The following is a 17,975-nucleotide window of genomic DNA, read 5'->3' on the forward strand; positions in this document are numbered from 1 at the left end:
GAAGACTTCGGGCCGGTAGTGCGTTCAGTTCAGTCGACACGTCCGACAACGAACTGGGGCCGCCATGAGCACCACCGACATCTCCGCCGACCTCGTCGTGCTCGGCTACGGCAAGGGCGGCAAGACCCTGGCGGCGGCGCTCGCCAAGCAGGGCTGGCGCGTCGTGATGGTGGAACGCTCACCGCTGATGTACGGCGGCACATGCATCAACGTCGGGTGCGTGCCGACCAAGGCCATGGTCCACCACTCCGAACACCTCGGCCCGGGTCCGCATCGCAAAACATACAGTGCAGCAGTCGAATTCACCCAGGGCCTGACCTCGTCGTTGCGCGCCCGGAACCTCGCCATGCTCGACACGCTGGACACCGCGACGGTGCTGACCGGGCAGGCGCGCTTCCTCGACCCACACACCGTCGAGGTCCGGACCGCCGACGGCGACCTCGTCTCCGTCTCCGGCCGCTACGTGGTCATCGGAACCGGGTCGGCGGCGGTCCTGCCCGACATCCCCGGTCTCGCCGAGGCCCCCAATGTCGTGACCAGCACCGAACTTCTGACCACCCACGACCTGCCCCGACGTCTCGTCGTCCTCGGTGGGGGTTACATCGGGCTGGAGTTCGCGGCGATGCAGGCCGCCTATGGATCAGAGGTGACGGTGTTGGAGCGCAAGCCGGGGATCCTGGCCGGCGAGGACGCCGATGTCGCCGACGCGGCGCGCGAGGTCATCACGGCCGCCGGCGTGTCCATCGTCACCTCGGCGGCCGTCGAACGCATCGAAAACCATTCCGACGGAACGGCTTCCGTGCACTACCGGGTCGGTGAAGGCACGGGCGTCGCAGACGCCGACACGATCCTGGTCGCACTCGGCCGCGCACCCGTCACCGACGAACTACAGCTCGACCGCGCCGGTGTGGAGACGACGGCCACCGGGGCCGTCGCCGTCGACGAACACCTGCGGAGCACGCAACCGCACATCTTCGCCATCGGCGATGTCAACGGGGGTCCCCAGTTCACCTACGTGTCGCTCGACGACTACCGGATCGTCCTGGATCAGTTGATCGGATCGGGCAGCCGGTCGACCGCCGACCGCCGCGCAGTGCCCTACAGCCTGTTCCTCACCCCGCCGCTGTCGCGGGTGGGCATGACCGAACGCGCCGCCAAGGAGGCCGGGAAAACCGTCCGGACGGCGACGATGCGGGTGGCCGACATGGCCACGGTGCCTCGGGCGCAGATCGTGGAACAGACCGCCGGGCTGATGAAGGTCGTCGTCGACGCCGACACCGACGAGGTACTCGGTGCGGCGCTGTTGTCCTACGACTCCCACGAGGTGATCAATCTCGTGGCGCTGGCGATGCGCCACGGCATCACCGCCGCCCAACTGCGCGACGAGATCTACACACACCCCTCGATGACGGAGGCGTTCAACCAGTTACTCGGCGCACTGACTCCCTGACGCCGCACCGCATCGACCAATCGCTCTGTCACACAGCCAAACTCGTCAGATCCGGCCGGCCGCCCAGCCGGGCGACCGTCGCGCTCGCCGCGGCCGCGGCCACCGAACCCGCATGCTCCGGTGACGCGTTGCGACGCAGCGCGAAGAGCAACCCCGCCACGAACGCGTCACCCGCGCCGGTGCGGTCCACCACCTCGGTATCGGAGAACGGAAAGAGCCGACGGCCGCCGGGCCACGCGATGAGGTCGCCGACCCCGGGCACCGCAACCGCTGCCACCGTGGCACGGGCGCCGAGCATCCTGCGCGCGAGCGCCGAGGCATGTCCCACGGTGCGCACAGGTCCACCGCTGAGCATTTCGGCTTCCTCGGCATCAGCACGCCACACATCGACGAGTTCGGCCAGTTCGTCGCGCACGTCCGGTTCCACCGCACCGTCGACGGCTACCCGAATTCCCGCGCGCCGGCCGCGCCGGGCGGCAGCCAGCACCGCCTCGGCGGGTTGCTGCAGCTGAATCGACAGGGTGTCGCAAGTGTCGATCACGGGCCCGGCCTGCGCGATGTCGTTCACCGTCAGCATGGCGTCCTGCGGCGAATGTTCCAGTAGGCGACGGTTCGAAGCCGCGTCCACCACTGTTACCAGCAGCGCTGTCCGTCCGCGCCGCGCCACGTACTCGACGTCGATTCCGTCGGAGGCCGCCTGACCGCGTGCGGTGGTGCCGTCAGGGTCATCGCCGACCACCCCGATCAGGGCCACCGGCACGCCCAGCTGAGCGAGGCCGACCGCCTGGTTGGCACCTTTGCCGCCGAGGCACTCCAGCCTGTCCAGGACCGGCTCGGAACCGCCTTCGGCGGGCCAATCCGCGGTGCGCAGCACCAGATCCCGCCCGATCTGACCCATCACGACCACACCCACGCCGCACCGGATGCCCCGCCCTCGCCGTCATACACACGTGTCGTGGTGGCGATTGTGGGTAACCGCCTCAATAACCCTCAGCGGCAACCCGTTACGCAGACAGAAGGTGCACGATGCCGAAGACCACCAAGTCCGGCAAGGCAAAGGAGAGCGAGCTGCCGAGCACACTGCAGAAGTCGGACGACAAGGCCAAGCGCACGTTCGCGAAGGCGCACGACGCCGCCGCCGAGCAGTATGACGACGCCGAGCGGGCGCACCGCGTCGCCTACAGCGCGCTCAAGCACAGCTACGAGAAGGTCGGCGATCACTGGGAGGAAAAGGAGCAACGCGGGCCCTCCGACGATCGAGCCGAAAGCGGCGGACCGAACCCGAGCGGCGAGAGCGCTGAGGGGGTCGATGCCAACGCATCGAAGAAGCACCTGCTCGATGTGGCCCGCCGGCTCGACATCTCCGGGCGATCCAGGATGAGCAAGGACGAACTCGTCACCGAGATCATGAAAGCCAACCGCCGCGAGACGCGGCGCAACAGCTAGGCCTTCCCGGTCCGCTCCCGGTGCTTGCACCCCGGCCAACAGCACGGCCGGCGCATGCCCTCTTCCAACTCTTCCTGGGTGCGACGGATCCGTCGCTCGCGGGTCTTGTCCTGCTTGGCGTCCTCCACCCAGCAGATGAACTCGTTGCGCGCCAGCGGCGTGATGTCCTTCCACGCGGCCAGCGCGCTCGCATTGGCCGCGAGAGCGGTGCGCAGATCGGCGGGCAGCGTGTGCACCACCCCGCCGGGGATCCGCTGGCTGGTCATCCGGTCAGCGTAGCTATGGAACGATCGATGGCGGCGGACTGGAGGAAGCTTGTCGGTATCGATCTCGACGGTGCGGGCGTCCGAGCCCGATAAGCTGGTCGACGCCGCCGATGCCATGCGCGGCAAGCACTCCGAGCTGCAGGCCGTCATCGCCGGCGGGCGGGAGATGCTGTCTTTCCTGCAAGGACACTGGACGGGCGATGCCGCCACCGCCGCCATCGACAGGGGCCTCAAGGAGATCGCCAAGCAGGACCGGATCGCTCGCCGCTTGCTCAACCTCGAGTCGGCGCTGCGCAACGGCGGTCTGCAGATGGGTGCGCTTCGCGACGCGCTGCTGGACCTGGTGGCGACGATCGAACGCTTCGGGTTCGCCGTCGCCGACGACGGGACCGTGACGCCGGAGCAGTGGTTGGTCGGCGACCTGCTCGAAGGGATCGCCGACAAGCTCGGCACCTTCCTCAAGGAGATGCTGCGGCTGTTCACCGATCTCGACGAGAACACCGCCTCGGCGATCGACCAGGCTGCGGGCGTCGACATCCCCAATCCTCCGGTGGAAGTCGGGGGCCACCAGATCCAGATCCCGTCACCGGACACCGACCCCGTAGACGTCAAGCAGTGGTGGGACTCGCTCAGCGAGCAACAACAGCAGGAGCTGATCGCCGAACACCCGCCGATTCTCGGCAATCTCAACGGAATTCCCGCCGAAGCCCGCGACCTGATCAACGTCGCGGTCATGGACGACGACCTCGATCGGGTGGAGAACGTCGCCAGGGCCAACAACATCTCCGCCGACGAGGTGACCGCCAACCCGGGTAGGTATGGGCTGTCCGAGGGCGACATCACGCGCTACCAGAACGCGAAGAAGACCCAGGAGGGCCTTGTCCATCAGATGACGGGCGTCAACGAACTGAAGGGTCCGGACGGGCAGCCCCGGCGCTACAGCGACGTCGGCGCCGAGGAGCGTGCCCGCGCGAGCTGGCGTCCGACGATGCTGTGGGCCTACGACCCGCAGGCGTTCGACGGCAAGGGGCGCGCGGCTGTCGCGATCGGCAACCCCGACACAGCGGTCAACACCGCGGTCATCGTGCCCGGCACCAGCGCGAGCGTTCGCGACGGCTGGCTGTCGGACGGCCACAACGACGCCATCAACCTCTACGACGAGTCGCTGGCGGCGGCGCCGCGCGAGCCGACGGCCGTCATCTCCTGGATGGGCTACGACACCCCGGAAAGCTTCGCCGATCCGAACATCGCCAACACGGGCCTCGCCCGTGCCGGCGGGGACGCCCTTGCGTGGGACGTCAACAGCCTCAGCGTGACCCACGAGGCAGGTGTCCCCCAGCACGTCACCGTCGCAGGGCATTCCTACGGGTCGACCACTGTCGCGGACGCGTTCGCCAACAGCGGCATGCGGGCCGACGACGCCATCCTGCTCGGCAGCCCCGGCGCCGACGTCGCGCAGAGCGCGGCTGACTTCAACCTCGACGGCGGCCGGGTCTACATCGGCGACGCGTCCACGGATCCGGTCGGCTGGCTCGGCCAGATGGGCAACAATCTGCCCGGTGAGCTCAACGAGTCGCTCGGCAACATGATGGGGCCCTCCGCCGGCCTCGGCCTCGACCCCGCGTTCGAAGACTTCGGCGCGACGCGTTTCCGAGCCGAAGTCCCAGGCGCCGACATGATCGACCCGGCCGACCATTCCTACTACTACACCTCCGGTAGCGAGTCGCTGCGGAGCATGACCCAGATCGTCACTGGCAACGGAGACGCACTCGGCGAGCTCGGCCTGCAGGCCCAGCCGCGCACCGAACTGTCCGTCTCCACCCCGCAGAACCTCGACCTGCCGATCATCGGTGAGGTACCACTGCCGCATCTGTCCGTCGAGACGCCCATCATCTACGACCCCGAATGGGACCGGCCCGCACAATGAGTGACCGATGCCCATGAACACCGTGCGCCGCACCGCGGCGCTTCTCGTCCTACTCGCCACCGCACTGCCTGCGACAGGAGGATGTTCGGAGATGTTCCCGTTCAAGCGAGACCGGCAGGAGCCCACCCCGATCTCCGACGAGGAGTCCCGCGCCCAGGTCGTCGACGCCGCCAAGGCGATCACTGCGGCGGCCGGTCTGGACGTCACGTACGCGAACTACCAGTGGGAGTGGTGCAACGACCAGGGTGAGCCCCCGTACCGCAGCCGTGTCGACATCGCGTTCGTCGTCCCGCCGGGCACCACGAACATCGACGCGAGCAAGACGGTGGCGACCACCGTCGCGGCCCAGCCGGGATGGGCGGCGGGCACCCCGCCCGGCATCCACACCGCGGGCGACGCCGTCCACAAGGGCAACGTGTGGGCCGTGATCGGGCCGGGCAACTATCCCGAGCGCGGTGGGATCCGGATCTTCGGGGAGTGCCGCAACATGAACGACCACCGAAACTCCGGCGGCGTCGAGATCACCGACGAGATCCGCGGCGGCTGAAGCTGGTGGGTGTGATCGGCCGCAGACTTCGCACGGCGTGGGGGGAGTTCGTCGGCCCTGAGACCGGCCCGGCCGGCACGGCGGTCATTCTCGGGTTCGCGGGTGTGGGAGCCGCCGCGGCGCCCCGGTTCGCCGCCTCCCTGAGCACCGCGGAGAGCGTGTTGTTGCGGTTGTGTGCCCTTGACCTGTGGGGCGGCGCGGTGGCGAACAACACCCGCGCCTGCGCCCGTTGGTACGAGCGGCCCGGCCAAACCGACAGTCACCACCTGCAATTCGCGGCCATGCACCTGCACCCCGCGTTACTGGCGTGGATGGATCGCCGGGAATCGGGCAGGGTTCCGCCGTGGGTATGGGCGACTGCGCAGTACGGCTATCTGATCGCTGCCACGGTGGCCATTCGCCGCGCGGCGCGGTGGCGACGCCCCCTCGGCCTCGTCCTGACAGCGGGCGGGATCGCTCTGGACGCGGGGCTCGGACGTTCGCAGGCTGCTCCGTGGTTCGGGCCGGTCTTCTATGCGAAGTTGCTCCTCGGGCACGCCGCCGGAGCGCTGTGGTCAGAGGCCGATCTGCGCGGGATTGCTAAGGTCGTGCCACCGACGGGCATCCGACCGAAACAAGCAGGTGGTAGTGGATGAAGATCGCGCAGTTGTGGCGCTTCCCCGTCAAGTCGATGGGCGGCAGCCGCGTCGACCGGGTGCGTATCGAACGTCGCGGCGTTCACGCCGATCGGCTGTGGGCAGTCCGCGACATCGAGCGCGGTGTCACTGCCTCAGCGCGGCGAGTTCCGGCGCTCCTGAACTGTACGGCGCGCTATGCGGTCGAGCCCGCGGTCGATGCGGGTCCGGGCAACGTGCCCGGTGTCGTCGTGACGTTCCCCGACGGGCGTGACCTGGCGAGCGACGACCCGGAGATCCACGACGCTCTCTCGGAGCTCGTCGGCAGGCCGATGCGTCTGGTTGCGCTGCCTCCGGTCGGCGACACCAGCCAGCACCGGATGACGGTGTCGGACTCGTTGGCCAACTTTCGAGCGTCCCAGGTGCGCAAGGACTTCGGCCTCGGCGAGACCGAGGCGCTCCCCGACACGTCGGTGTTCTCGACCAAGGACATCGTCACGCTCGCCCGGTTCTCCACGCCGCCGGGCGCGTTCCACGACCTCAGCCCGGTGCATTTGATGACCACCGCGAGCTTGCGGGACCTGGCACCGGGCGACCATGAATACGACGTCCGCAGGTTCCGCCCCAACGTCCTCGTCGAGGCGGGGGAAACCACCCGTCAGTTCCCCGAAACCGCTTGGGTCGGCGGCGATCTGGATGTCGGATCGGCGCGGCTGCATGTGACGATTCCGACGATCCGGTGCGTGGTGCCCACCCGACCGCAGCCCGACGTCGAACTCGACAAGGGCATCACCCGGCAGCTGGCCGAACGCACCAACCGCTTCCTGGGCGTTTACGCCGACGTGACGAACGCCGGCATGGTCAGCGTCGGCGACGAGGTCCGGGTGCACCTCGCCAAGCCGCCCGGCGCGCTGCACCGGGCCGCGACGGCCGTCAACAAATCCGCGACGAAGGGCGTGCAGCGCCTGCTCGAGGCGACGGTCCTGCGCGAGAAGGGCTAGTTCACCGCAGGGTGGCGAGATCGTCACACCGCCCACCGCCGAACTCGTCAAAACACGAAGGTCACGAACCATTTCTGGTTCGTGACCTAAGCGCGTGGAGTTCGTAGAACTCCTCGTGGTGGGCGAAGGGGGACTTGAACCCCCACGTCCCGAAGGACACTGGCACCTGAAGCCAGCGCGTCTGCCATTCCGCCACTCGCCCGAAAACAACCGGGGGAGCCTATCACGCAGGCAACCCCACCTCCCAACCGTACTGTCGCACCCCCGTCATCTCCAAAACCGGTGGATGCGGCACTGTGACCAGCGTCGATGTGATTCTCAGAGATTTGTTTGTGCCTCGTGGGTACAGGGGGCCGATAGCATGCTTGGAAGCATCGCTGCCAGCCGACACGCTGGTGGCGCCAACGGTGCGGGCGAAATCCCGCAGGCAGCGAGGGAGGCGATCAGGGTCATGGGACTAGTCGGCCGCTTCGAGCGCAAGCTTGAGGATTCGGTCGGCAATGCCTTCGCCCGCGTCTTCGGGGGATCGATCGTCCCGCAGGAAGTGGAGTCCCTTCTCCGTCGCGAGGCCGACACCGGGGCCCGTGAGCTGCACGGCGGGCGCGTTTTGGCCCCGAACGACTACGTCATTACCCTCAGTGTGCCTGACTATCACAAAGTAATCGCCGACCCGGACATCACCGCGACCACCTTCGCCAAGCACTTGGAGGGATACATCCATGAGCAGGGATGGCAAACGTATGGTGATGTGGTCGTCAGATTCGAGCAGTCACCCAACCTGCACACCGGACAGTTTCGCGCGCGTGGCGCGGTCAATCCCGACGCCACAGTCGAACCCGCTCCACCCCCACGAGACGTCACGTCCCACGCAGAACCAGGAGTACCAGCGATGACCGACAATCCGAGCTACCGCGCCGGCCAGGGACAGGGTCGCCCCGAAGACGAGTACTACAGCCGCCAGGAGAACGAGGGCTACAACCGCGGCGACGACCAGCGCGGTTACCCGCCTGCCGACCAGGGCTACCCGCCGCAGGGCGATCAGGGTTACCCGCCCCGCGGCGGCTACCCGGACCAGGGCGGCTACCCGGACCGCGGCGGCTACCCCGACCAGGGCGGCTACCCGCCCCAGTCGTACGAGCAGCGGCCTCCCGCGGGCTATGGCCCTCCGTCGGGCAACTACCCCCCGCAGTCCTACGAGCAGCGCCCGCCCGCCGGTTACGGACCGCCGCCCGGCGGCCAGCAGGGCTACGGCGCGCCGTCCAACGACTACGACTACGGACGCCAGGGCGGCTACCCGGACCGCGGCGGATACCCCGACCAGGGCGGCTACCCGGATCAGGGTGGTTACCAGGATCAGGGCGGCTACGGCCAGCAGTCCTACGGCCGCCAGGATTACGCGCAGCCCGACTACGGCCGCTACGGCGAGGCCCCTGCGGGGTACGCCGATCAGGGCTATGGCGATCAAGGCTACGGCGACCAGGGTTACGGAGCCCCGGCCCAGCAGGGCGGCTACGGCGGCTACGGCGCCGGTCAGGGCGACTACCCGGGCGGCGCCACCGTCACTCTGCAGCTCGATGACGGCAGCGGGCGCACCTATCAGCTGCGCGAGGGCGCCAATGTGATCGGCCGCGGGCAGGATGCTCAGTTCCGCCTTCCGGACACGGGTGTGTCACGACGCCACCTGGAGATCCGCTGGGACGGTCAGGTCGCGCTATTGTCAGACCTCAATTCCACCAACGGCACGACGGTGAACAACGCTCCGGTGCAAGAGTGGCAGCTGGCCGACGGCGACGTCATCCGGCTGGGACACTCTGAGATCATCGTCCGCGTTCACTGAGGGGCACCTCGACGCCCCCGTGTGGTGGCGGTGCCGACAGGACGGAAGGGACGTCAGATGCAGGGGCTTGTTCTGCAGCTGACCCGCGTCGGCTTCCTGTTGCTGCTGTGGTTGTTCATCTGGTCTGTGCTGCGCATCCTGCGCACCGACATCTACGCGCCCACCGGCGCCGTGATGGTGCGTCGCGGGCTGGCGCTGCGCGGGTCCCTGCTGCCCAACCGCGAACGCAGGACGGTCCCCCGCCAGCTGGTGGTCACCGAGGGCGCCTTGGCTGGCACCCGCATACCGCTGGGAACCCAGCCCGTCCTGATCGGCCGGGCCGATGACTCCACCCTCGTGCTGACCGACGATTACGCCTCGACGCGCCATGCCAGGCTCTCGCCACGAGGTCCGGAATGGTATGTAGAGGACCTAGGATCGACCAACGGTACATACCTCGACAGGGCGAAGGTGACGACAGCGGTACGAGTTCCGATGGGCACACCGGTGCGAGTCGGCAAAACGGTGATCGAGCTGCGCCCGTGACGCCGCGCACGCGAGGAGCGATGTGACACTCGTACTTCGATACGCGGCCCGCAGCGACCGGGGGCTGGTGCGCGCCAACAACGAGGACTCCGTCTACGCCGGGGCGCGCCTGCTCGCGCTCGCCGACGGCATGGGTGGTCATGCCGCCGGTGAAGTGGCCTCCCAACTGGTGATCGCCGCGCTGGCGCACCTCGACGACGACGAGCCCGGCGGCGACCTGCTCAGCAAGCTCGATTCGGCGGTCCGCGAAGGAAACTCGGCGATCGCCGCGCACGTGGAGGCCGACCCCGAACTCGAGGGCATGGGCACCACGCTGACCGCGATCCTGTTCGCCGGAAACCGCCTGGGCCTGGTGCACATCGGTGATTCGCGCGGATACATGTTGCGCGACGGCGAGCTCACCCAGATCACCAAGGACGACACGTTCGTTCAGACCCTGGTCGACGAAGGCCGGATCACCGCCGAGGAGGCGCACAGCCACCCGCAGCGCTCGCTGATCATGCGTGCGCTCACCGGCCACGAGGTCGAGCCCACCCTGATCATGCGCGAAGCGCGCGCAGGCGATCGGTATCTGCTCTGCTCCGACGGCCTGTCCGATCCGGTCAGCCAGGAAACCATCGCCGAGGCGCTCCAGATCGACGACGTCGCTGAAAGTGCGGACCGTCTCATCGAATTGGCGCTGCGCGGCGGCGGACCCGACAACGTCACCGTGGTGGTCGCCGATGTCGTCGACTATGACTACGGTCAGACGCAACCGATCCTCGCCGGCGCGGTGTCGGGCGACGACGACCAGAGCGCACCGCCGAACACCGCCGCGGGCCGCGCGTCGGCGTTCAATCCGAAGCGCAATGCCGCCAAACGCGTTGTGCCCCAACCCGAGGAGCCGCCACCGCGCCCCCGGTCCCGGCGGCGCATGGTCATCGCCGCGACGGTGCTGGTCCTGGTGGTGCTGGCAGGCCTGGCGGTCGGACGCGAGATCGTGCGGAACAACTACTACGTCAGCGAACACGACGGCACCGTCTCGATCATGCGGGGTGTTCAGGGCTCCTTCCTCGGAGTCTCCTTGCAGGAGCCTTACCTCCTCGGATGTCTGAACAACCGCAACGAACTCTCCCTCATCAGCGCCGACCAGGCCGGCGGCAATCTGGACTGCCGGCTCCTCGGTGTCGGCGACATGCGTCCCCCCGAGCGGGCCCAGGTCATCGCCGGTCTCCCCTCGGGCTCTCTCGACGAAGCGATCGGCCAGATCGAGGAACTCTCCCGCAGCTCCGTGCTCCCGGTGTGCGCGCCTCCTGCCCCCGCGTCGACGGCCTCGCCCGCGCCGCGTCCCGCGCCCCCGTCGACCACCGCGTCGAGGTCCGGCGCACCGGAAACGCCTGAGCCGAGCGCGAATCCGACCAACACCCCGCCGGCGGCACCGCGTACTCCCGGCTCCGCACCGTCGCCCTCACCGGCCCCTCCCGCTCCGGGTTCGCCGGCGCCGTCCCCGTCGCCGACCCCTTCACCGACGGTGACCGCACTGCCTCCCCCACCACCTGAGCCGGGAACGAACTGCCGGGAAGTCTCATGACCACCCAGCCGCAGCCTCTCGTCGCGGTGACCCCGGCGCTGCCCAACCGCCGCAACGCCGAGCTGTTCCTGCTCGCCTTCGCGGCGGTAATCACCACGGTCGCGCTGCTGCTCGTCGAGGCCAACCAGGAACAGGGTCTGCGCTGGGATCTGATCCAGTACACCGCGGCCTACCTCGCTCTCTTCACCGGTGCGCATCTGGCGGTCCGGCGCTTCGCCCCGTATGCCGACCCGCTGCTGCTCCCCGTCGTGGCACTGCTGAATGGTCTGGGGCTGGTCATGATTCACCGCCTCGACCTTGCCGAGGGCCAACCCACGGCACAGGGCCTGGGCGGCACGGCCAACCAGCAGATGCTGTGGACCCTGGCCGGCGTCCTCGGGTTCTCGGCCATCGTGATCTTCCTGCGCGATCATCGCGTGCTGTCGCGGTACGGGTACGTGTGCGGCCTGACCGGGCTTGTCCTGCTGGCGATTCCCGCCGTGCTGCCTCGGAGCATGTCCGAGCAGAACGGCGCGAAGATCTGGATCCAGTTCGAGGGCTTCTCGATTCAGCCCGCCGAGTTCTCGAAGATCCTGCTGCTGATCTTCTTCGCCGCGGTCCTGGTGTCCAAGCGCAGCCTGTTCACCAGTGCCGGCAAGCATGTCCTCGGCATGGATCTCCCCCGTCCCCGCGACCTCGCTCCGCTGCTGGCCGCCTGGATGGCCTCGATCGGTGTGATGATCTTCGAGAAGGACCTCGGGACGTCCCTGTTGCTATACGCGTCCTTCCTGGTGATGGTCTATATCGCCACGGAGCGGTTCAGCTGGGTTGTGTTGGGTCTCGGGCTTTTCGCGGTCGGCAGCGTGGCCGCCTACTACGCGTTCGACCACGTGCGCGTGCGCGTCCAGACGTGGCGCGATCCGTTCGCCGACCCCGACGGCGCCGGCTATCAGATGGTCCAGTCCCTCTTCAGCTTCGCGACCGGCGGCATCTTCGGCACCGGCCTGGGCAACGGGCAGCCCGGCACCGTACCTGCGGCATCCACCGACTTCATCATCGCCGCGGTCGGGGAAGAGCTTGGCCTGGTTGGTCTTTCAGCCGTCCTGATGCTGTACACCATCGTGATCATCCGCGGGCTGCGGACCGCGATCGCCGTGCGGGACAGCTTCGGCAAGCTGCTGGCGGCGGGCCTGGCCGCGACGCTGGCCATTCAGTTGTTCATCGTCGTCGGCGGCGTCACGAAACTCATCCCGTTGACGGGTCTGACCACCCCCTGGATGTCCTACGGCGGGTCGTCTCTGGTGGCCAACTACCTGCTGCTGGCGATCCTGGTCCGCATCTCGCACAACGCGCGCAAGCCCATCGTCACCAAGGGGCTTCCGGTGGGCAACATCGCGGGAGCCAGCACCGAGGTGATCCAGAAGGTATGAACACCTCGCTGCGCCGTATCTCCGTCATGATCATGGCCCTGATCGTGCTGCTGCTGGCCAATGCCACCCTGACCCAGGTCTTCACCGCCGACGGGCTGCGGTCGGATCCGCGCAATCAACGGGTGCTCCTCGACGAGTACTCGCGCCAGCGCGGCCAGATCTCGGCGGGCGGGCAGTTGCTGGCCTACTCGGTGTCGACGGAGGGCCGGTTCCGGTTCCTGCGCGTCTATCCGAACCCGATGACGTATGCGCCGGTGACCGGCTTCTACTCGCTGAGCTATTCCAGCAGCGGACTCGAGCGCGCCGAGGACACCATCCTCAACGGCTCCGATCAGCGCCTGTTCGGTCGCAGGCTCGCCGACTTCTTCACCGGGCGCGACCCTCGCGGCGGCAACGTCGCCACCACCATCAACCCCGAGGTACAGCAGGCCGCGTGGGACGCGATGGAGGACGGCTGCAACGGGCCATGCAAAGGCGCCGTCGTCGCGCTGGAACCGTCGACCGGAAAAGTCCTCGCGATGGTCTCTGCTCCGTCGTACGACCCGAATGTGTTGGCGTCCCACGACATCGGCGAGCAGGCCGAGGCGTGGCAGCGGCTGCGCGACGACCCCGACTCGCCTCTGCTGAACCGGGCCATCTCCGAGACCTATCCCCCGGGTTCGACATTCAAGGTGATCACCACCGCGTCGGCGCTGCAGGCCGGAGCCACACCGCAGACGCAGCTGACCGCCGCCCCGCAGATCCCGCTGCCCGACAGCACCGCGACGCTGGAGAACTTCGGCGGCGCCTCCTGCGGCGGCGGGCCGACCACGACGCTCGAGTACGCCTTCGCGCACTCCTGCAACACCGCTTTCGTCCAGCTCGGCATCGACACCGGAAGTGACGAGTTGCGCTCGACCGCACTCGGGTTCGGAGTCGGGGCGCTCGCCCCGACGATCCCGCTGCAGGTGGCCGAATCCACGGTCGGGCCGATCGATGACGACGCAGCGCTCGGCATGTCCAGCATCGGACAGAAGGACGTCGCGCTGACGCCTCTTCAGAACGCGATGGTGGCGGCGACCATCGCGAACAAGGGCGTCTCGATGCGCCCCTACCTGGTGGACAGCCTGAGAGGCCCCGACTTGGCGAACATCGCCGCCACCGCCCCCTCCGAAGTGCAGCGGGCGGTGCCTGAGCAGGTCGCAGATACACTTACGGACTTGATGGTCGCCGCCGAGCAGGTGACTCAGCAGAAGGGAGCCATCGCCGGCGTGCAGATCGCATCCAAGACCGGCACTGCGGAGCACGGCACGGATCCGCGCAACACGCCGCCGCATGCCTGGTACATCGCCTTCGCGCCTGCTCAGGCACCCAAAGTCGCGGTCGCGGTGCTCGTCGAGAACGGCGGGGACCGCTTGTCGGCGACGGGTGGCGAGCTGGCCGCCCCGATCGGGCGCGCGACGATCGCGGCCGCGTTGCAGGAGGCCTCGTGATTCACATTGCCGGAGGCAGCACATGAGTCCGCGCGTTGGGGTCACCCTCTCCGGGCGCTATCGGCTGCAGCGGCTGATCGCGACCGGCGGCATGGGTCAGGTCTGGGAAGGCGTGGACTCCCGGCTGGGCCGCCGGGTCGCCATCAAGGTTCTCAAGGCCGAGTACTCGACCGACTCCGAGTTCGTCGAGCGGTTCCGCGCCGAAGCGCGCACCGTCGCAATGCTCAACCATCCCGGCATCGCCGGTGTTTACGACTACGGCGAGACCGACATCGACGGTGAGGGCCGCACCGCTTACCTGGTGATGGAGCTCGTCAACGGTGAGCCACTGAACTCGGTGATCAAGCGCACGGGGCGGCTGTCGCTGCGGCACGCGCTCGACATGCTCGAGCAGACGGGCCGTGCGCTGCAGGTCGCCCACACCGCGGGTCTGGTCCACCGGGACGTCAAGCCGGGCAACATCCTCATCACGCCCACCGGCCAGGTGAAGCTCACCGACTTCGGCATCGCCAAGGCCGTCGACGCCGCGCCCGTCACCCAGACCGGCATGGTCATGGGCACGGCGCAGTACATCGCCCCGGAACAGGCCCTCGGCCACGACGCCACCGCGGCCAGCGACGTCTACTCGCTCGGCGTCGTCGGATACGAAGCGGTGTCGGGCAAGCGGCCGTTCACCGGAGACGGTGCCCTGACCGTGGCCATGAAGCACATCAAGGAGACGCCTCCCCCGCTGCCCGCCGATCTGCCGCCCAATGTGCGCGAACTGATCGAGATCACGCTGGTAAAGAACCCTGGCATGCGCTACAAGTCCGGTGGTCCGTTCGCCGATGCCGTCGCGGCCGTGCGCTCCGGCCGCCGGCCCCCGAGGCCGAACGCCGCGCCGTCCATCGGACGTGCCGCGCCCGCTGCCGTGCCACCCGCCATCGCGACGAGGCCGCCGGAGGCGACCGGGCGCGCACCCGCCCAGACGTCGCGCACCCGCGCGACAGGCAGCCACCATCGCTCACCGCAGCCTGCCCGGCGGACGTTCTCCTCGGGTCAGCGCGCACTGCTGTGGGCCGCGGGTGTGCTCGGAGCACTGGCCATCGTCATCGCGATCCTGATCGTGCTCAATGCGCAGGACCGCCAGGACCGTCCCGCCCCGACCACGATCACCGAGACACCGAGCGGCCAGACTTCGGCTCCTGAGCCGCCACCGGCAACTCCGGGAGCCGCACCGCCGGCGCTACCCGATCATGAACCCGACCGAAATCGGGTATCCCGACCCGTCGACGAGGCATCACTGTCGGTGATGCTGCACGCTTCAGAACAGATATTGCGATGACAACCCCACAGCACCTTTCCGACCGCTACGAAGTCGGCGAGATCCTGGGTTTCGGCGGCATGTCCGAAGTCCATCTGGCCCGCGACCTGCGCCTGCACCGCGACGTCGCGATCAAGGTGCTGCGCGCAGATCTGGCCCGCGACCCCAGCTTCTATCTGCGCTTCCGCAGGGAGGCCCAGAACGCCGCCGCCCTCAACCACCCGGCGATCGTGGCGGTCTACGACACCGGCGAAGCCGAGACGCCCACCGGACCGTTGCCCTACATCGTCATGGAGTACGTCGACGGTGTGACGCTGCGCGACATCGTGCACAGCGAGGGGCCGATGCCGGCGCGGCGCGCCATCGAGGTCATCGCCGACGCGTGCCAGGCCCTGAACTTCAGCCACCAGCACGGCATCATCCACCGTGACGTCAAGCCGGCCAACATCATGATCAGCAAGGCCGGCGCGGTGAAGGTCATGGACTTCGGCATCGCACGGGCGCTGGCCGACGCGGGCAACCCCGTCACCCAGACCGCGGCGGTGATCGGCACTGCGCAATACCTCTCGCCGGAGCAGGCCCGGGGCGTGAAGGTGGACGCCAGATCGGACGTGTACTCGCTGGGCTGTGTGCTCTACGAGATCCTGACCGGCGAGCCACCCTTCGTCGGCGACTCCCCCGTGGCCGTCGCCTATCAGCATGTCCGCGAGGATCCGGTGCCACCCTCGCAACGGCACGCGGACATCTCGCCCGAGCTGGATGCGGTGGTGCTCAAGGCGCTGGCCAAGAACCCCGACAACCGCTATCAGACGGCGGCAGAGATGCGCGCCGACCTGGTCAAGGTGCACAGTGGCGAGGCGCCGGATGCGCCGAAGGTGTTCACCGACGCCGAGCGCACGTCGATGCTCGCCGCTGCGCCCACGCACCGGGCCGAGCCGATGGATCCCGCAGGCGGGTACCAGCCGCGGCATCAGCAGCGTGAACGAAGCGGCTCGCTGGGCCGGTGGCTGATTGCCGTCGCCGTGCTCGCGGTGCTGACCGTCGTGGTGACGATCGGCATCAACATGTTCGGCGGCGAGACCCGCGACGTCCAGGTGCCCGACGTCACCGGGCAACCCTCCGCCGACGCGATCGCCGCGCTGCAGAACCGCGGCTTCTCGATCCGCACGCAGCAGAAGCCGGACTCCGAGGTTCCGCCCGACCACGTCATCAACACCGAACCGACCGCCAACGAGTCCGTCGCCGCGGGCGACGAGATCACCCTCAACGTCTCGACGGGACCCGAGCAGCGCGAGGTGCCCGACGTGTCGGGCCTCAGCTACGCCGATGCCGTGAAGCGGCTGACCGACGTGGGCTTCGAGCGGTTCCGGCAGACCACCTCTGCGTCGCTACCCGAACAGCGAGACCGCGTGCTCTCGACGGTGCCGCCGGCCAACCAGACCTCGGCCATCACGAACGAGATCACGATCGTGGTGGGCAAGGGTCCCGCGACGGCGATCGTGCCGGAGTGCGTCGGCCAGACGCTCGAGGTGTGCCAGCAGGTCCTGAGCGCGTCCGGGTTCACCAAGAACGTGCCCGTCGAGTTCGACAGCACCACACCGGCCGGTCAGGTGGTCGGACTGGAACCCGGGGCGGGCCAGACCGTCCCCCAGGACACGGTCATCCAGATCCAGATCTCGCGCGGCAACCAGTTCGTCATGCCCGACCTGACCGGGATGTTCTGGACCGACGCCGAACCCCGCCTGCGGGCACTCGGCTGGACCGGCGTGCTCGACAAGGGCGGCGACGTCCAGAACAGCGGGCAGCGCACCAACGCCGTGGTGACCCAGAGCCCGTCACCGGGTACGGGCGTGAATTACGGCGCGAGGATCACGCTGAACTTCGCGTCGTAGCGGCCTGCACGGCGGTCGAGACCTCGTCTTCGAGCTCTCGCACCAGCGCTTCTGCCGGTGCGGCACCGCAGAACGCCAGCCAGTTCGCCAGCATCCGGTGACCGCCCTCGGTCAGGATCGACTCCGGGTGGAACTGCACCCCGTGCACCGGCAGTTCGACGTGCCGCACACCCATGATCACGCCGCTGGGCTTTCCCCCGTCGCTTCGCTCGCCCCCGTTCGTCCAGGCGATGACCTCGAGCTCGTCGGGCACGGTGTCCGGCAGGATCGTCAGCGAGTGGTAGCGGGTCGCCGTGAACGGGTCCGGAAGCCCCTTCAGCACACCTGCGTCGGCGTGATGGACGGTGCTGGTCTTGCCGTGAAGCAGCTCGGGTGCCCGGTCGACGGTGCCGCCGAACGCCACTCCGATGGCCTGGTGACCGAGGCAGACGCCAAGCAGCGGCGTGGCGGCCGCCGCACACGCGTGCACCAACGGGATGGAGGCGCCGGCCCGCTCGGGTGTGCCCGGTCCGGGGCTGAGCAGCACCCCGTCGAATTCGTCGGCCGCCTTGGCGATGTCGGCCTCGGTGGAGAGCCGGTCGTCGTCGTTGCGCCACACCGTCGCGTCCACCCCGAGCTGACCGAGGTACTGCACGAGGTTGAACACGAAACTGTCGTAATTGTCGACGACCAACACCTGCATCCGAACAGGCTACCGCCAGATGTTACGCGGTTCC

At 68.4% G+C, this 17,975-nt stretch carries 16 protein-coding genes and 1 tRNA gene; 13 read left to right on the forward strand and 4 right to left on the reverse strand.

The annotated features are described in order from the left end of the window. Positions 1-64 precede the first annotated feature (64 nt). Entirely contained in the window at positions 65-1,450 is a 1,386-nt protein-coding gene (locus ACAG24_RS00230; RefSeq protein WP_370470699.1) for an FAD-dependent oxidoreductase, read from the forward strand. A gap of 28 nt (positions 1,451-1,478) precedes the next feature. Here ACAG24_RS00230 and ACAG24_RS00235 read toward each other — a convergent pair whose 3' ends face one another. Beyond that, positions 1,479-2,363, reverse strand: a complete 885-nt coding sequence (locus tag ACAG24_RS00235; RefSeq protein WP_370470700.1) for a PfkB family carbohydrate kinase — start codon at positions 2,361-2,363, stop codon at positions 1,479-1,481. A gap of 113 nt (positions 2,364-2,476) precedes the next feature. On the opposite strand from ACAG24_RS00235, the gene ACAG24_RS00240 reads away from it, so the two are divergent. Further along, entirely contained in the window at positions 2,477-2,896 is a 420-nt protein-coding gene (locus tag ACAG24_RS00240; RefSeq protein ID WP_370470701.1) for a ChaB family protein, read from the forward strand. On the opposite strand, the gene ACAG24_RS00245 is transcribed toward ACAG24_RS00240, so the two are convergent. Further along, entirely contained in the window at positions 2,893-3,162 is a 270-nt protein-coding gene (locus ACAG24_RS00245) for a YdeI/OmpD-associated family protein (RefSeq protein ID WP_370470702.1), read from the reverse strand. The two genes, ACAG24_RS00240 and ACAG24_RS00245, sit on opposite strands and share 4 nt — an antisense overlap. Positions 3,163-3,211: 49 nt before the next feature. Between ACAG24_RS00245 and ACAG24_RS00250 the strand changes: the two genes are divergently transcribed. From ACAG24_RS00250 to ACAG24_RS00265, 4 genes are read left to right on the forward strand one after another with little or no spacing between them, the layout of a single operon-like run. Further along, complete coding sequence (locus ACAG24_RS00250) at positions 3,212-5,089, forward strand: alpha/beta hydrolase (protein ID WP_370470703.1); 1,878 nt, start codon at positions 3,212-3,214, stop codon at positions 5,087-5,089. 7 nt (positions 5,090-5,096) lie between these two features. Then, positions 5,097-5,636 (forward strand): lipoprotein LppJ family protein, encoded by a 540-nt coding sequence (locus ACAG24_RS00255; protein WP_370470704.1) that lies wholly within the window; start codon positions 5,097-5,099, stop codon positions 5,634-5,636. 11 nt (positions 5,637-5,647) lie between these two features. Further along, complete coding sequence (locus tag ACAG24_RS00260) at positions 5,648-6,271, forward strand: hypothetical protein (RefSeq protein ID WP_370470705.1); 624 nt, start codon at positions 5,648-5,650, stop codon at positions 6,269-6,271. Continuing rightward, positions 6,268-7,251, forward strand: a complete 984-nt coding sequence (locus ACAG24_RS00265; RefSeq protein ID WP_370470706.1) for an MOSC domain-containing protein — start codon at positions 6,268-6,270, stop codon at positions 7,249-7,251. Before ACAG24_RS00260 ends, ACAG24_RS00265 begins: the two co-directional genes overlap by 4 nt. A gap of 116 nt (positions 7,252-7,367) precedes the next feature. On the opposite strand, the gene ACAG24_RS00270 is transcribed toward ACAG24_RS00265, so the two are convergent. Next, positions 7,368-7,453: transfer RNA gene (locus ACAG24_RS00270), tRNA-Leu, on the reverse strand. Positions 7,454-7,702: 249 nt separating this feature from the next. Between ACAG24_RS00270 and ACAG24_RS00275 the strand changes: the two genes are divergently transcribed. Genes ACAG24_RS00275 through pknB form a run of 7 tightly spaced genes read left to right on the forward strand, consistent with a single transcriptional unit; the run spans position 7,703 to position 17,259 of the window. Beyond that, positions 7,703-9,088 carry an FHA domain-containing protein gene (locus ACAG24_RS00275; RefSeq protein WP_370470707.1) on the forward strand — a complete coding sequence of 462 codons (1,386 nt, stop codon included), beginning with the start codon at positions 7,703-7,705 and terminating at the stop codon, positions 9,086-9,088. 57 nt (positions 9,089-9,145) lie between these two features. Next, entirely contained in the window at positions 9,146-9,613 is a 468-nt protein-coding gene (locus ACAG24_RS00280; protein WP_370470708.1) for an FHA domain-containing protein FhaB/FipA, read from the forward strand. A 22-nt stretch (positions 9,614-9,635) separates the two neighbouring features. After that, entirely contained in the window at positions 9,636-11,183 is a 1,548-nt protein-coding gene (locus tag ACAG24_RS00285; RefSeq protein ID WP_370470709.1) for a PP2C family protein-serine/threonine phosphatase, read from the forward strand. After that, positions 11,180-12,592 (forward strand): peptidoglycan glycosyltransferase RodA, encoded by a 1,413-nt coding sequence (locus ACAG24_RS00290; protein WP_370470710.1) that lies wholly within the window; start codon positions 11,180-11,182, stop codon positions 12,590-12,592. Before ACAG24_RS00285 ends, ACAG24_RS00290 begins: the two co-directional genes overlap by 4 nt. Continuing rightward, entirely contained in the window at positions 12,589-14,064 is a 1,476-nt protein-coding gene (gene pbpA / locus ACAG24_RS00295; protein WP_370470711.1) for a D,D-transpeptidase PbpA, read from the forward strand. Before ACAG24_RS00290 ends, pbpA begins: the two co-directional genes overlap by 4 nt. A gap of 22 nt (positions 14,065-14,086) precedes the next feature. After that, entirely contained in the window at positions 14,087-15,388 is a 1,302-nt protein-coding gene (locus tag ACAG24_RS00300) for a protein kinase domain-containing protein (protein ID WP_370470712.1), read from the forward strand. After that, complete coding sequence (pknB, locus tag ACAG24_RS00305) at positions 15,385-17,259, forward strand: Stk1 family PASTA domain-containing Ser/Thr kinase (RefSeq protein WP_370470713.1); 1,875 nt, start codon at positions 15,385-15,387, stop codon at positions 17,257-17,259. Before ACAG24_RS00300 ends, pknB begins: the two co-directional genes overlap by 4 nt. On the opposite strand, the gene ACAG24_RS00310 is transcribed toward pknB, so the two are convergent. After that, positions 17,237-17,941 (reverse strand): aminodeoxychorismate/anthranilate synthase component II, encoded by a 705-nt coding sequence (locus tag ACAG24_RS00310; protein ID WP_370470714.1) that lies wholly within the window; start codon positions 17,939-17,941, stop codon positions 17,237-17,239. The genes pknB and ACAG24_RS00310 overlap by 23 nt on opposite strands. Positions 17,942-17,975: the final 34 nt, after the last annotated feature.

Origin of the sequence: Mycobacterium bulgaricum, from assembly GCF_041287165.2 — a bacterium.
GTDB lineage: Bacteria > Actinomycetota > Actinomycetes > Mycobacteriales > Mycobacteriaceae > Mycobacterium > Mycobacterium bulgaricum.